Here is a 15,251-nt window from a genome sequence, read left to right as displayed (position 1 = left end):
AAATGCCACTGCCATACAGTCTAGACTTTGGCAGGAACAATAATTGATTATTTATTTTTAAAATGAACAAAGAGTTCGAACAAATTCTATTTCAAGGACCCAAAAAGGGACATGAATTGCTTTTGATTTTTAATAAGGATCAGGTCATTTTTTCGGAGGGAGATTGGCATCTTTTTCATAAAAAAAAAGATGGTGTTTGGGAGAATTACCTGAAAGATTTTGACAAGCTGGTTCAGGATATTCTGCGTTATTTTGAAAACGATCTTCAGGAAAATTTTCATGTTGAGTACCAGCACGAGGGGAAAGTACAATTATTGTTAAAAATAGAAGGAAGCATCCTTGACGATGGGGCCAAGATTTGCCTGCTTACCGGTCGTTTTACAACAGCAAATGGCGGGCGAAAAAAATCTGAGGAAGGAAATAAAGCAGATCAGGATCTGGCTTTTGGAGAAGACGCTGCCAGTTTGCTAAACCGCAAGGTGGAATTTGAACGGATGATCAATTGGGTTTCTACCCATTTTTTAAATGCCTCGGATGAGGAATGGGACCAGGTATTTCTCAAGGCCCTGTCCATGATTGCCCACGCACAACATGCCGAAAGGGCAAATTTCTTTCTCGTCCAAAGGGAAATTAAATTATTGGAATGCGTATTTCAATGGGAAAAAGATCCCAGTCCGGGAACGGAGAAAGTAGAACATTCCATTTCATTCGAAGGGCAGGAAAATTTCCTGGATGGATTGGCCCATACCGGCTTCAGAGCGGTAGGAGACCTGCAGCAAATCCCGGAATTGCATCCATTTGAAGCCTTGATCGCTGAAAAACATGGTGTAAGGTCATTCATTTTGGTGCCCATTTTTGCCCAAAACAAATTATTGGGAATATATACCCTGAGCAGCACCTTGCCCCAGCAAGAGTGGAAACAGGCACACCGTGATGAATATGTTCTCAAGCAACTGGGAGATGTGTTGGGAGCTGCCTATATCAATCGCTCCACCAAAGCAGAACTTTTCAGAAACGAAAAATTACTGAGTTCGACAGAGATTCTGGCCAAATCCGGGTCCTGGCGTTTCAATCATTCGGACCGAAGGATTTATTTCTCTAAAGGGATTACCCGGATTTTTCAGCTGGATACCGGCATAGATGCAATGAGTATTCGCAATTTCCTCAACCTGATCCGCTTCGAAGACAGGGATAAGGTTAAATCACAGATTCAGCTGGCCATAAGAAAAAGGAAGTCGGTTTCCGGAGAATTCATTTTCTCCAACCCCAACGGAAAGGAAAAATACATTGCCTACGGTGTACAGGTCAATCAATTGACCCCTCAGGGAAACCTGGAGGTTTTTGGTTTTTGCAATGACATTACAGAAAAGAAAACAGTAGAGCGCAAGCTGTTATTCGAATCCCAGATACTGGCACAGGTAAATGAACCTATTTATGTCACTGATTTGAATCTGAATGTAGTCTACATGAATCAAGAGGCTATTTTTGAGGGTAATCCCAAACAAAATGGTCAGGGAAAGATCAGTGACTTTTTTCAAATCATCAGTGCTGCGTCCAACACATTTGAGGAGCTGGTACAGCAGGCCATTGAGGCAAATATTTGGGTGGAGGAGGTGCAGCTTTTGGATAACTCCGGACAGGTACACCCCTATGAAATTTCTGTAAAGCCCATACAAAACAGGGAAATAGAAAAAATCGGGTATTCATTTCTGGTCAGAAACCTGACCTCCAAGATACAGCGGGAGGAAATGGCAAAAAAAGCCAAAATGATCATTGAGAATAGCCCCGCAGTACTCTTTGAAGTAGAACCCAATCAGGGCTTTAAATTGTGTTATATCACCGAAAACATCAACCAGTTTGGATACAAGGCGGACAAACTGATCCGGCAGGCGGCCAGCCTGATGGATATCATCCACCCCGAAGACCTGTGTATTTTCGAAAAAGAATTGGTCCGGCCGGAAAAAGCACAGTACAGCAGGGAGTATAGACTGATTTCAGCAGAGGGAACCTATAGGTGGGTGGAAGATAAGATCCGTCCCGTTTTTGACCAGGATGGCCATGTGGTCCTGTACGAGGGACTATTGCAGGATGTGACGGAAAGGAAAAATGACAGGCTGGAAATAGAAAAAATTAAAAATCGCTACCGGGTGCTGGCTTCCAATATTCCCCTTACCAATGTTTTTCTGATAGACAAAAACCTGAAATACCTGGTAGCCGAAGGGTCCAATTTCAGGTATTGGGGATTGGACAAGGAATATTTTGAAGGCAAGACCATTGATGAAGTGCATACGACCACCCTGGAAGAGGTGGCTCCCCTGATGCATGAGGCCCTGGATAAAAAAAATACGGTCACCAAAATCCTGCCTTATATGAACAGGATCTACGATTTGACCGCCAAACCAATTTTCAACGGAGATCAATTGGAATATTATTTGGGAATTGTCCGGGACATATCCGAAGAATACAAAGCCAAAAAAGAACTAAAAAGAAGTGAAATCAAATACCGCAACCTGGTAGAGGAATCAACGGAAATCATTTTCTCCATCACTGCCCAGATGGAATTGAGCTATGTTTCCCCCAATGTCAAGCAATTCCTGGGTTATGAAACCTTTGAGTTTACCAGCGGGGATTTTACCGATTTTCTGCATCCAGAAGATGCCCAGGTATTCCTGGATGGGGAAATCAGCCCTATCAGGTATTTCCAGGACAACCCGGAGTTTGAATTTCGTTTGCGCCATAAAAAAGGGCATTACAGGGTGTTCAGCTCAAGTGGCAAGGTAATCAAGGATGAAAAAGGGGAGGTGCGGTATTATACCGGTATTGCCAGAGACATCACCAAGCTGAAAGAAACCCAAAAGGAGCTGTTCAAAGCCAAAGAAAAAGCGGAATCTGCCCTGAATGCCAAGAGTCAGTTTTTGTCTGTGATGAGCCATGAGATCCGCACGCCCATGAATGCCGTGATCGGGCTCTCCCACTTGTTGCTGGAAGATAATCCAAGAGAAGACCAATTGGAAAACCTGCGTACCCTGCAGTTTTCTGCAGAAAATCTGCTAGGGCTCATCAATGATATATTGGATTTCAACAAGATAGATTCCGGAAAGCTGATTCTGGAAAAAGTACCATTTGAACCTAAAAACCTGATCAACAGGATCATTCATTCTTATGCCTATCAGCTCAGGGACAAATCCCTGGAAATTATTTATGAGCCCGACTTTGAGGTGCCCAAATTATTGATAGGAGACCCTGTCCGTATCGCTCAGATCCTCAATAACCTGATCAGCAATGCCATCAAATTTACCGACCAGGGCTACATTAAAATTTCCCTTGATTTGATCAGTAAGAACGAAAACCGGGTTATGGTCAGGTTTACGGTTAAGGATACCGGCATCGGTATTGCCACCAGCAAGGTCAAATCCATCTTCGATGCCTTTACCCAGGCCAGTTCGGATACCACCAGAAAATACGGAGGTACTGGTCTGGGCCTGGCCATCGTCAAAAAACTGACAAAACTATTTGGTACAGACATACACCTGGAATCCAAGCTGGGTGTGGGCTCTACTTTTTGGTTTGAAGTCGATTTTGAAAAGCAGGATGAACTTCCCGAATTGAGTGCAAAGGATGTGATCGAATGGAACGGCAAGCTGGGAGATAAGAAAATCCTGGTAGCAGAAGACAATCAGGTCAACCAGGTACTGCTCAAAAAATTCCTATCCAAATGGGGGGTAGGAGAAATTGTTTTTGCCGCCAATGGGAAAATTGCCCTGGATCATTTTTTTAAAAATGATTTTGATTTGGTGCTCCTGGACCTTCAAATGCCGGAAATGGATGGCTTTGAAGTGGCCAGAATCATCCGTAAACTTGACTTGCTTTCCAAACGAAACGTGCCGATCATCGCCTTGACGGCCTCCTCTCTTCTGGAAGTGAAGGAACAGCTCGAAGCTTCCGGAATGGATGATTATATTTCCAAGCCCTTTACCCCGGAAAACCTGTACGGTAAAATCATCAAGTACCTTTGATTTTCCGCTGATAAATGATTCACCACGGATTTCCACGGATAGCCTGTGGTGAGCTGGTCATTATTTTTTCGCTGAAATTTAGCTTGTTGGTAGTTGAGCCGGGGTAGTTAAGGGTTAATTGGTCCGAAAGGTTTCGGGAGAATTAAACATGGTCTTTGCCCTATTGGCTTGATTTTTAGTCGAATACTGGTTGTTAAGGGTTAAGAAGGCTCGGAAGAGGTTGTAGGAGTCAAAGTTGCTGTTTGGCATCGGTACTTGTTTTAAGTAGTTGCGTTGTTGTTAAGGGTTAAAATGGTTAATTGGTTATTTGGTCAATCGGTTAATTTTATGGTAAATTCACCACAGATTTCCGCAGATTCCCACAGATTTTTTTTTGAAGCTGGAATGGGAAGCCTGCAGTTGGTGGCATAAATTTCATCCGGCTTATGGAAAAGTACATCAAAAAAGTAAATAAAAAATCCATCGGGTCCAAATCCCTCCGCCGCGACGGAGGGCAGAGCCTGTCCCGACCAGAGTCGGGAGGGATTTTTTCGTACCCGTCCGGGGATTACAAATCCCCTTTTATCTGTACCAGGGAATTACAAATTTCGCAGAGCCGTGCTGTTCGACATTTGTAATTTCGAACCCAGATACCCAGGATTTGTAATCCTGATTACCCGTACACCAAGCCATCGCAAACCCCAGTGCCATAGGCACGGCCGATATGGTAACCGTGGGTTTCAACACACGGACCAAAAGCCGACGATCGCCCCAAAGTCCCGTAGGGACGGCCGATACTTGGCAGGGACGTACAAATGGCCCGTACCTACGGCACTTTAGCTCCGGGGATAGGTCTGTAACCATGGGCTGAACCCCATGGTTATTAGATCGCCCGCTCCTAACGGAGCTTTTAACCGATGGAGCCAGATAAAAACAAAATGATTCACCATAGATTTCCGCAGATTCGCACAGATTTTTTGGTTTGATTTAGTCTTCCAAAATCATGTACGAAAATGAAATTTCTAACGATTTCCCCTCAAATAATCAGTTAACCAATTAACCCTTAACCAATCTTCGATTCAGCCCAACAACCACCAAAGGGGTCAAAACAAAAGAAAGAGGCAACCACATAAAACAAGGTTCTTAACCCTTAACAACCACTCCCACTACCTTTCAGACCCTCAATTAAACAGTTAAGCAGTTAAACAATTAACCAGTTCAAGAACCAGTTAACCAATTAAACCCTACCATCAAACCATCCTACCATCAAATAATCGTGCCATCGTACAATCACCACATCACCAAATTCACACATCAGCACATCAACAAAACCCCATAGGCAGGGCCGATCCTGTTTATCTGTTTTAAAAAAGCAGTAGCTACCTAAAAATTAATGCAATTTTCCACTTAAAATTCTACCTTTGCAACTTTGCGATGCACTATGGTGAAATGGACGACATGTTTGATTATTTGCATTTTAGGTCTTGCTGACCTTCAGGCCCAACAGACCCGGCCTTCCGAGCGATCTACCTTGTATTTTATAATGGGTACTTCCGGATCCAATATCCGGGAATTGAATGAGATGCTTGCCCAGAAGGGTATTTCCAACCTTCGTGGTGGTTACAATACCATGGGGTTGGGCTACCAGTACCGCCTGAGCGACTTTATCCTGGGATTCGAGCTCCTGCAAAACAACGGATCCAACTCCTATTTCAGGGATTATACCCTGGACCACCGCACCAGCAGGTTTTACATGAATATTGGCTATTCACTGACCGAAGAAGGTAAATTTCACCTGGTGCACTACATGTCACTGGGGGCGGGGTACCTTAATTTTCAAATGCTCAGGGACCAACGTAGTGTCTCTGACATGGGCGCCTTTCTGGACCAACCGGAGCAGGGATTCCTCATCCGCAAACATGATATACAAAAAGGAACCCATCATTTCGGCGGTTTTCTGACAGAAATCGGATTTCAATTCGGCTACGACCTGCCACTTCCCGGTTTGGAAGAGAACCTTAGCCTTCTGGGTAAATTCGGCTATTCCTTCAGCCCTTTTGAAGGGGCATGGAACATGAACGGCATCACCTTTGACAACCTGCAGAGCGGGGCTTTTTTTCGACTCGGAGCAGGGGTTTCCCTTTCCGATCAAAAACTCTTTTTTCCCGATGCCGGTATTGGGGTTCATTTTTTCTATGGTAAAACATTCAAAAATCCGAAACGTCTGAATGCTGCCCTGACAGAAAACGGCATGCAACCTTTCAAAGATACCCCCGGGAATCTGGGAATGAAGATCCTTGGAGAAAACCGGGGTCGATTGTATGGGGTAGATGTTTTCAATATTTCCAATTCCGGAAGGGCAAACGAAAACTACCAGCAGAGCCTCAACAGTTTGCGTGTTTATGGAAATTACGGGATTCAACTGTATAAACGAAGGAATCTGGAATTGGGCATTTTAGCGGGGATGGGAATCGGAAGTCTTCGCTACAGTCTGGAAAAGACTGGAAAACCAAATTTCCCCCTGTTGTTTGAGGAACCCGATCATGACGGATACCTCCGCAAACGGGGCCTGATGAGCAAAGGTGAAATGGTCATGTCCTACGCCATGCCGGTATTTAAAAACCTTTTCAGAATTGTTTATGCTGCACATGCAGGATACGAGGTGCCCCTGAGCAGGTACCGTCTGGGGGAGATCACCATGGCCAACTACATGTCAGGACCTTATGTTCAATTTGGTCTGGGGCTAAGACCCTAGCTGGGAGCTAAGCCTGGCTGTCCCTACAAATCCCTTACTGCTTAAAAGGTAATTTTTTTGGTCAAAAGGGATTTTTTCTCCTGAAATCCTGTTACTTTTGTGATTGCTTATCGAGAAAGACGGAGGGTAGGGCCCTATGATGTCTTAGCAACCTGATGTGACAAGGTGCTAATTCCCGTTCCGGAAATGCCGGATAAAGATGAGCCGAATAAGTTAGACAAACTTTTCTAGTTTTATAACGGTTCATGCTCGGATAAGCTTTTTGAAAAATTGCAAAAAACAGATGCCAAACAGAACCGATTTATTGCTTCAGCAACTTCAAAAAAGGATTTTAATTTTGGATGGTGCCATGGGTACCATGATCCAAAGGTACGCCTTGAAGGAGGATGACTTCAGAAATGAAGCACTTTACGGGGTTAAAAAATCCCTTAAGGGCAACAATGATCTCCTTTCCCTTACCCGTCCGGAAATCATCAGGGAAATCCACAAAGCCTATTTTGATGCCGGTGCCGATATCGTCGAAACCAATACTTTCAGCAGCACCTCCATTGCACAGGAGGATTATGGCTTGTCTGATCTGGCCTACCAGCTTAATGTGGAATCGGCCAGACTGGCCAGGGAAGTAGCCGACGAGTGCTCTGCCAAAAACCCACAGAAACCCCGGTTTGTGGCCGGGGCCATCGGGCCTACCAACCGGACCGCTTCCATATCACCAGATGTAAACGACCCCGGATTCCGGGCCGTGACCTTTGACCAGCTGGTGGAGGCTTATTCCGAACAGGTGGAGGGACTTTTGGATGGGGGCGTGGACATTCTCCTGGTGGAGACCGTCTTTGATACCCTGAATGCCAAAGCGGCCCTTTATGCCATTCAGGATGTCTTTGAAAAGCGGGGATTGCCGCTGGACCCCCATGAGGGAGGAATTCCCATCATGATTTCCGGTACCATTACCGATGCCTCCGGAAGGACCTTGTCGGGACAGACCACCGAAGCCTTTTTGATTTCCATCGCCCATGTGCCCCTGTTGAGTGTGGGCTTGAATTGCGCCCTTGGTGCCAGGGAACTCAGACCTTACCTGAAAGTACTGGCCGAAAATGCCCCCTTCTATGTTAGCGTTTACCCCAACGCCGGCCTGCCAAATGAATTTGGAAAATACGATCAGGGACCCGGAGAAATGAATGAACAGCTGGAAGAATTTCTGAAAGAAGGCTGGGTAAACATCCTGGGAGGCTGCTGTGGTACCACTCCGGAGCACATTGCCGCCATTTCCAATACGGCCTCCAAATACAGTCCCAGACAACTGAATGTCAAAACCCTTGAAAAATAAATCCATGACTTATACCAACAAGGTGCCTACATTGCAACTCTCAGGCCTGGAGCCTTTGGTTTTCAATGCGGCCATCAATTTTGTCAACATTGGAGAAAGGACCAATGTCACCGGATCCAAAAAGTTTGCCCGGTTGATATTGAACGGAAACTATGATGAAGCCATAGAGGTAGCCCTGGATCAGGTTCGTGGGGGTGCCCAGATCCTCGATGTATGCATGGATGAAGCCATGCTCGACGGGGAGGCCGCCATGGTCAGGTTCCTGAACCTTATCGCTTCCGAACCTGAAATCAGCCGAATTCCCGTGATGATCGACAGTTCCAAATGGAAGATCATCCTGGCAGGCCTGAAATGTATTCAGGGCAAGGGGATCGTGAATTCCATCAGCCTGAAAAACGGGGAGGAAGAGTTTATTGCCCAGGCCAAAACCATCAAAAAATTTGGCGCTGCCGTGGTAGTCATGGCCTTTGACGAAAAAGGTCAGGCAGATACCTATGAAAGGCGCATACAGATCTGCAAAAGAAGCTATGATGTACTTACCCAAAAGGTAAAATTCAATCCCCAGGACATCATCTTTGATCCCAATATATTTCCCGTGGCCACGGGCATGGACGAGCACAGGGCCAATGCCATAGATTATTTCAGGGCCACCAAATGGATCAAAAACAACCTTCCCGGTGCCAAAGTCAGCGGAGGAGTAAGTAATGTTTCCTTTTCTTTCAGAGGCAACAACCCCGTCCGGGAGGCCATGCATGCCGTTTTTTTATACCATGCTATCAAAAACGGCATGGACATGGGGATTGTCAACCCCTCCATGCTGGAAGTCTATGACGATATTCCCAAAGACCTGCTGCAGCATGTGGAGGATGTAATCTGGAACCGCCGTGAGGATGCTACCGAGCGCCTGCTGGACTTTGCCGAAACGGTAAAATCTGCCGGCAAGAAAAGCAAAACGGACGAAGCATGGCGCAGCCAGCCCGTAGAAAAGCGTATCCAGCATGCCCTGGTCAAAGGTATCCTGGACCATATTGTGGATGACACAGAGGAGGCCAGGTTGCACCTGGAAGATCCCCTGAAGGTCATCGAAGGACCCCTGATGGACGGAATGAATGTAGTAGGTGACCTCTTTGGGGAAGGCAAAATGTTTTTGCCCCAGGTGGTCAAAAGTGCCCGGGTGATGAAAAAAGCCGTGGCCTACCTGGAACCTTTTATGCCTTTGCCGGAGGAGAACGCCGACGCTGAGGGTGCGGGAGAAGACAACATCAACCGGATCCTGCTCGCTACCGTCAAGGGGGATGTGCATGATATCGGTAAAAATATCGTGGGCGTGGTGCTGGCCTGCAACAGCTACAAAATCATAGACCTGGGGGTCATGGTGGAGACCGAAAAAATCATTGAGGAAGCCCTGGCCAACAAGGTAGACATTATCGGTCTGAGCGGCCTGATCACCCCTTCCCTGGATGAGATGGTCAATGTGGCGTCTGAAATGGAGAGAAGGGGCTTGAAAATCCCTCTTCTGATTGGCGGGGCCACCACTTCAAGGATCCATACGGCAGTCAAGATCGACCCTGTGTATAGCGGTACAGTGGTACATGTGGCGGATGCCTCCAAATCCGTACCCGTAGCGGGAGAAGCCATCAATAAGGAAACCAGGGACAAATACAGAACCGACATGAAAGCCCTGTACAGCAAGCTGAGGGACGAACATGAAGCCAAACAACAGGTAAAACAGCTGGTGACCTACAAGGAAGCCAAGCTCAATCCTGTCGATATTGACTGGACGGGATACCAACCCGTACAGCCCAAAAAGACCGGCATTCAGGTACTGGACAAGCTGGATCTGGGCCTGATCCGAAAGTACATCGACTGGACACCCTTTTTCACCACCTGGATGCTGGCAGGCAAATTTCCCAAGATCCTGAAAGACCCGGTAGTGGGGAAGGAAGCACTGAAGCTTTACAACGACGCCAACAACATGCTGGACCGGATCATCAATGAGCAATGGCTACAGGCCAAGGCGGTACTGGGCTTGTTTCCGGTCCACCGCTCGGGAGACGATTTGATCATTGATCCGGAATTCACCAAAGACAAACAATACGTTTTTCATTTCCTGCGGCAGCAGGGGCGCAAGGGAAAAGGAGTACCCAACAGGAGCCTGGTGGATTACATTCATCCCAAAGCCAGGGATTATTTTGGTGGATTTGCCGTTACCACAGGTTTGGGGATAGAGGAAAAACTGAAAGCTTTTCAGAAAGATGGGGACGACTACAACGATATCATGCTCAAGGCCATGGCCGACCGCCTGGCTGAAGCCGCTGCAGAATACCTGCACGAACGGGTGAGAAAAGAATTTTGGGCCTATGCTGCCGATGAATCCCTGGACAATGACGGCCTGATCCGGGAATCCTATGAAGGAATCCGGCCTGCCCCGGGATACCCGGCCTGCCCCGAGCATTCTGAAAAGCGTACCCTATTTGATCTGCTTGAAGTGGAAAAAAACACGGGCATGAGCCTCACAGACAGCTTTGCCATGTATCCCACCTCATCGGTAAGCGGCTATTATTTCGGGCATCCGGAAAGCAAGTATTTTGGTCTGGGAAAAATCGGTGAAGACCAGGTGGAGGATTACGCCCGCCGCAAAGGTGTTTCCAAAGCCCAGGCAGAACGCTGGCTTTCGCCCAATCTTTCCTATGCACCTCAATTGACCTATAACAGTTAGGGCAGCTACCCTGCCCTTTAATTCATTGAAATGAAAGTTACGGAATACATACAGAATGCGGATAAAACGCTTTTTTCTTTCGAAATCCTACCCCCACTTAAGGGGCAGAGCCTGAGCAACCTGCTGGAAGGAATAGCACCCCTGATGGAATTCAAACCTCCATTCATTGACGTGACCTATCACCGGGAAGAATACGTCTATAAAAAACATGCCAACGGCCTGCTGGAAAAGGTAAGCACCCGAAAAAGACCCGGAACCGTGGGGATCTGTGCGGCCATCATGAACCGCTTTAAGGTGGATGCAGTGCCCCATTTGCTCTGCGGCGGATTTTCCAGGGAGGAGACCGAAAATGCCCTGATAGACCTTTATTTTATAGGAGTGGAAAATGTGTTGGCCCTCCGCGGAGATGCACCCAAGACCGATGCCAATTTTGTACCTCATAATGATGGCCACCGGTATGCCTCTGGCCTGGTGGAACAAATCATAGGCATGAACAAAGGGCGCTACCTGCATGATGAAACCGAGGTTGGCTTTCAAACGGATTTTTGTGTGGGCGTGGCAGGGTATCCCGAAAAGCATTTTGAAGCACCCAGCATGAACTATGACCTGAAAAAATTAAAGGCCAAAGTGGATGCCGGTGCCACCTATGTGGTCACCCAGATGTTTTTTGACAACCGCAAGTATTTTGCCTTTGTGGAAAAAGTCCGGGAAATGGGCCTCGATATTCCCATCATCCCGGGATTGAAACCCATTACTACGCTTTCACAGATCGTAAACCTGCCCAGGATCTTTTTCCTGGACCTGCCCGATGACTTGCTTACCGCCCTTGAAAAATGCAAAAGCAATGCCGATGTGAAGGAGGTAGGGATAGCCTGGGCCATACAGCAGAGCAAGGAATTGGTTGCCTATGGGGTGCCTACCCTGCACTATTACACCATGAGCCGGGCAGATGCGACCTACCGGGTAGCCAAAGAAGTTTTTTGAAATTGACATGTTGGAAATAAATAGCACTAAGTGGACTACCGGGCAGTAAAATCCCAATTCAGGCAAACAGGGAAAATCACCCTTGAAGACTCCCGGGGACAGGTTTTTGAATGGCTTTCTCCGGGCAGGTACCCAACAGGGGCTAGCGGCATTTTTCTGATCCATGAATTGTACCAACTGCAGGCGCTGGTGGGTAGTTTTTCTGAAGTGGCACTGGATATCGTGGAATTTTCCCCCGACAAGGTGATTTTTCACAGTCCCCCGGCAAATGGCCCAAAGGATGGAATGAATTCCACAGGATTAATTAAATTTGCACTGATCAAATCACCATTCTGGCACAGGCTATTGTTTGAACTCCGGGAAACGGTAGTTTTGCAATGGGTAGAAAATACCGAAGAAGCACCCCATTCCGGGGAACAGCCATTTCCACTGCAAGCCAAAGGGTCAAAAGCCATGGAGCTGCATGCCGATGGGAAGGTGAAAATAATAAACGCATGAATCTGAAAAGTTCTTTAGATAAAGTACCTATTTTTCAGCAGGTAGGGGAAGTAGCAGACCAATTGGGCATGGAAACCTACCTGGTGGGGGGATATGTAAGGGATGTTTTATTGGAACGGCCCAGCAAGGACATTGATTTTGTATGCATTGGCGATGGGATACGGCTGGCAAAGGCAGTTTCACAAAGCCTGGAAGGGCGCCCCAAGGTGGCTGTTTTCAAAAATTTCGGTACCGCCATGATCAAAGTGGACGACTGGGAGGTGGAATTTGTCGGTGCCAGGAAGGAATCCTACCAAACCGATTCCAGAAAACCCAAGGTGGAGGCAGGCAGCTTGCAGGAAGACCAGGAACGCCGGGATTTCACCATCAACACCCTGGGCATTGCCGTGAACAAAGCCAATTACGGAGAATTGCTGGATCCCTTTGAGGGGGTGAAGGACCTGAAAAGGAAAATCATCCGCACTCCCACAGATCCCAACCTTACCTTTTCCGACGATCCTTTGCGCATGCTGCGCGCCATTCGTTTTGCGGCCCAGCTGAAATTTGATATTGCCCCGGATACCTTTGACGGGATCATCAACAATGCCTCCCGCCTTTCCATTATTTCAGGGGAGAGGATCATCGACGAGTTGAATAAGATCATCCTGACCGATAAGCCCTCTTATGGATTCAAATTGCTTTTTGTCAGCGGCCTGCTGGCTGAGTTTTTTCCGGAAATGGTAGCCCTGCAGGGAGTGGATTCGGTAGGGGACAAATCCCACAAAGACAATTTTTACCATACCTTGCAGGTGCTGGACAACCTGTCGGCCCGAACGGAAGACCTCTGGTTGCGTTGGGCGGCCATCATGCATGACATTGCCAAGCCCGCCACCAAGCGTTTCAACCAAAAAGTGGGCTGGACCTTTCACGGACATGAGGACAAGGGGGCAAGGATGACACCCGGAATTTTCAGAAGATTGAAATTGCCCATGGATGAAAGGATGAAATATGTGCAGAAATTAGTAAAATTGCACCTCAGGCCCATTGCCCTGGTCAATGATAAGGTGACAGATGCCGCATTGAGGAGGCTGCTTTTTGAGGCAGGGGATGATGTGGAAGACCTCATGCAGCTTTGCCGGGCAGATGTGACCTCAAAAAACAACAATAAAGTCAAACGTTTTTTGGCGAATTTCGATAAAGTAGAAAAGAAATTGCAGGAAGTGGAGGCCAAAGACCAGGTAAGAAACTTTCAGCCACCTGTGTCTGGTGATGAAATCATGGCTATATTTGGCCTCAAACCCTCCCGTGTGGTGGGGGACCTGAAAGAAGAAATCAAGGAAGCCATCCTGGATGGTCAGATACAAAACAATAAAAATGAAGCTTTGCAGTTGATGTATGAATTGGCTGCAAAAAAAGGAATAGAGAAAAAAACAAACGAATGAACAAGATGATGAAATACGCTGTATTGATTTTATTGCTGTGCGCGATTGTGCAGCCTGCTGTAATGGCCCAGGATAGCAGCAATACACAAGGGGAAGTTCCGGCTACAGTTCCTGCAGATAGCAATAAGGCCAGAAACAATTCGGACAACCGGATTTATGCGCTGGCCATGCGTTATAACGACGCCTCTGTGGCCAAAATTAAGCTGTATGAACTGATGGAAAGAAATCCCAACAACCTTTCCTATCCCGAAACCCTGGCTTCCCTGTATTTTGAAATGGAGCAGTATGGCTCTTCCGCCCTGGTGGCCCTGGACATTTTGGAAAGAAACGACAAAAGCCTGGTAGGCCTGGAAGTGGCTGCCTTTTCCCTGGAACAACTGGGTGCTTTGGAGCGCGCATTGCCGCATTTTGAATCCCTGCACCTATTGTCCGGAGACCTGTTCAGCCTGTACAAAACAAGCTACCTGCAGTACAGTTTAAAAAAATATGAAGAAGCCCTGAACTCGGTCAACATGTTGATCAAGGACAAAAAGGCTGCCGAGCAAAACCTAAACTTCCCCAAGGAGGACAATACCATGCAGGAAGTAAGTATGGTGGCCGCGGCGCAAAACCTGAAGGGTCTTATCTACAAAGACCAGGGAAGTTCCGCTGAGGCCAGGACTGCCTTCGAAGAAGCACTCGCCCTCAATCCTGAATTTGAACTGGCGAAGGAGAATCTGGCGGATTTGTAAATTGGTAGAACAATAGTTTTCACCACAGATTGACACAGATTAGCACAGAGGAATTTGGAGAAGTTAAGGGTTAATATGGCTCTGATCGGGCTGGGGGAGTCAAAGTTGCTGTTTGGAATCAGGCCCTATTTTGGGTTGAATCGTGGTTGTTAAGGGTTAAAAGGTTTAATTGTTTATTTGGTTAATCGGTTAATTGTAGGGTAAATTTACCATAGATCAGCAAAGATTTTTTTGGTCGGATATAACTCTTTCTGGGTGTAGTTTCTAACTACATCCCTTATATCCAATCAATTACGTACACGAGGCATTTGCAATGCCGGATGATGTTCGTTTACGTTCGGGGATTACAAATTCCGCGGAGCTCAGCTGTTCGACATTTGTAATGTCGAACCCAGATAAACAGGATTTGCAATCCTGATTACGTGGACATCAAAGCCACCGCCAACCCCAGTGCCGTAGGCACGACCCATATAATAACCGTGGGTTTTAAGCCCACGGACCATAAGCCGGCGATTGCCCCAAAGTCCCGTAGGGACGGCCGATAAGTGACGGGGCCGTACAAATGTTCCGTACCTACGGCACTTTGCCCCGGAGATTGGCCTAAAACCATGGGCTGAACCCCATGGTTACTAGATAGGCCGCTCCTAGCGGAGCTTTTAACTGAAGGTATCAGATAAAAACAAAATAATTCACCACAGATCCGCACTGGTCCGGGGATTACAAATCCCCCTTAATCTGTCCACGGGATTACAAATTCCGCGGAGCTCCGCTGTTCGATATTTGCCATGTCGAACCCAGATAACCAGGATTTGTAATCCTGA

The 15,251-nt window shown here is 47.0% G+C and carries 8 protein-coding genes and 1 riboswitch; all 8 genes read left to right on the top strand.

All coding sequences use genetic code 11. The annotated features are described in order from the left end of the window. Positions 1 to 62 precede the first annotated feature (62 nt). The 8 genes from G9Q97_RS21320 (at position 63) to G9Q97_RS21285 (ending at position 14,430) form a co-directional block, all read left to right on the top strand. Complete coding sequence (locus G9Q97_RS21320) at positions 63 to 4,016, top strand: PAS domain S-box protein (protein WP_166150676.1); 3,954 nt, start codon at positions 63 to 65, stop codon at positions 4,014 to 4,016. 1,441 nt (positions 4,017 to 5,457) lie between these two features. Next, complete coding sequence (locus tag G9Q97_RS21315) at positions 5,458 to 6,750, top strand: hypothetical protein (protein ID WP_246255815.1); 1,293 nt, start codon at positions 5,458 to 5,460, stop codon at positions 6,748 to 6,750. Between the two features lie 104 nt (positions 6,751 to 6,854). Next, positions 6,855 to 6,956: riboswitch (SAM riboswitch) on the top strand. Positions 6,957 to 7,033: 77 nt separating this feature from the next. Further along, entirely contained in the window at positions 7,034 to 8,077 is a 1,044-nt protein-coding gene (locus G9Q97_RS21310) for a homocysteine S-methyltransferase family protein (RefSeq protein ID WP_166150672.1), read from the top strand. A gap of 4 nt (positions 8,078 to 8,081) precedes the next feature. Continuing rightward, positions 8,082 to 10,796: a methionine synthase gene (metH, locus tag G9Q97_RS21305; protein ID WP_166150772.1), complete on the top strand. Its 2,715-nt coding sequence runs from the start codon at positions 8,082 to 8,084 to the stop codon at positions 10,794 to 10,796. A gap of 30 nt (positions 10,797 to 10,826) precedes the next feature. Continuing rightward, positions 10,827 to 11,780 (top strand): methylenetetrahydrofolate reductase [NAD(P)H], encoded by a 954-nt coding sequence (gene metF, locus G9Q97_RS21300; protein WP_166150670.1) that lies wholly within the window; start codon positions 10,827 to 10,829, stop codon positions 11,778 to 11,780. Between the two features lie 30 nt (positions 11,781 to 11,810). Continuing rightward, positions 11,811 to 12,278 (top strand): hypothetical protein, encoded by a 468-nt coding sequence (locus tag G9Q97_RS21295; RefSeq protein WP_166150669.1) that lies wholly within the window; start codon positions 11,811 to 11,813, stop codon positions 12,276 to 12,278. Further along, complete coding sequence (locus tag G9Q97_RS21290) at positions 12,275 to 13,699, top strand: CCA tRNA nucleotidyltransferase (protein WP_166150667.1); 1,425 nt, start codon at positions 12,275 to 12,277, stop codon at positions 13,697 to 13,699. The genes G9Q97_RS21295 and G9Q97_RS21290 overlap by 4 nt, the downstream gene beginning before the upstream one ends. Next, positions 13,696 to 14,430, top strand: a complete 735-nt coding sequence (locus tag G9Q97_RS21285) for a tetratricopeptide repeat protein (RefSeq protein WP_166150665.1) — start codon at positions 13,696 to 13,698, stop codon at positions 14,428 to 14,430. The genes G9Q97_RS21290 and G9Q97_RS21285 overlap by 4 nt, the downstream gene beginning before the upstream one ends. Positions 14,431 to 15,251 lie beyond the last annotated feature (821 nt).

This window comes from Cyclobacterium plantarum (assembly GCF_011290685.1).
Lineage (GTDB): Bacteria > Bacteroidota > Bacteroidia > Cytophagales > Cyclobacteriaceae > Cyclobacterium > Cyclobacterium plantarum.
This window is presented reverse-complemented; position numbering and strand designations above follow the sequence as displayed.

What these genes read in the sequence shown, in the direction of transcription:
- G9Q97_RS21290 (WP_166150667.1), top strand. Translation starts at nt 12,275, where the DNA reads ATGAATCTGAAAAGTTCTTTAGATAAAGTACCTATTTTTCAGCAGGTA.
- G9Q97_RS21285 (WP_166150665.1), top strand. Translation starts at nt 13,696, where the DNA reads ATGAACAAGATGATGAAATACGCTGTATTGATTTTATTGCTGTGCGCG.
- metH (WP_166150772.1), top strand. Translation starts at nt 8,082, where the DNA reads ATGACTTATACCAACAAGGTGCCTACATTGCAACTCTCAGGCCTGGAG.
- G9Q97_RS21320 (WP_166150676.1), top strand. Translation starts at nt 63, where the DNA reads ATGAACAAAGAGTTCGAACAAATTCTATTTCAAGGACCCAAAAAGGGA.
- G9Q97_RS21310 (WP_166150672.1), top strand. Translation starts at nt 7,034, where the DNA reads ATGCCAAACAGAACCGATTTATTGCTTCAGCAACTTCAAAAAAGGATT.
- metF (WP_166150670.1), top strand. Translation starts at nt 10,827, where the DNA reads ATGAAAGTTACGGAATACATACAGAATGCGGATAAAACGCTTTTTTCT.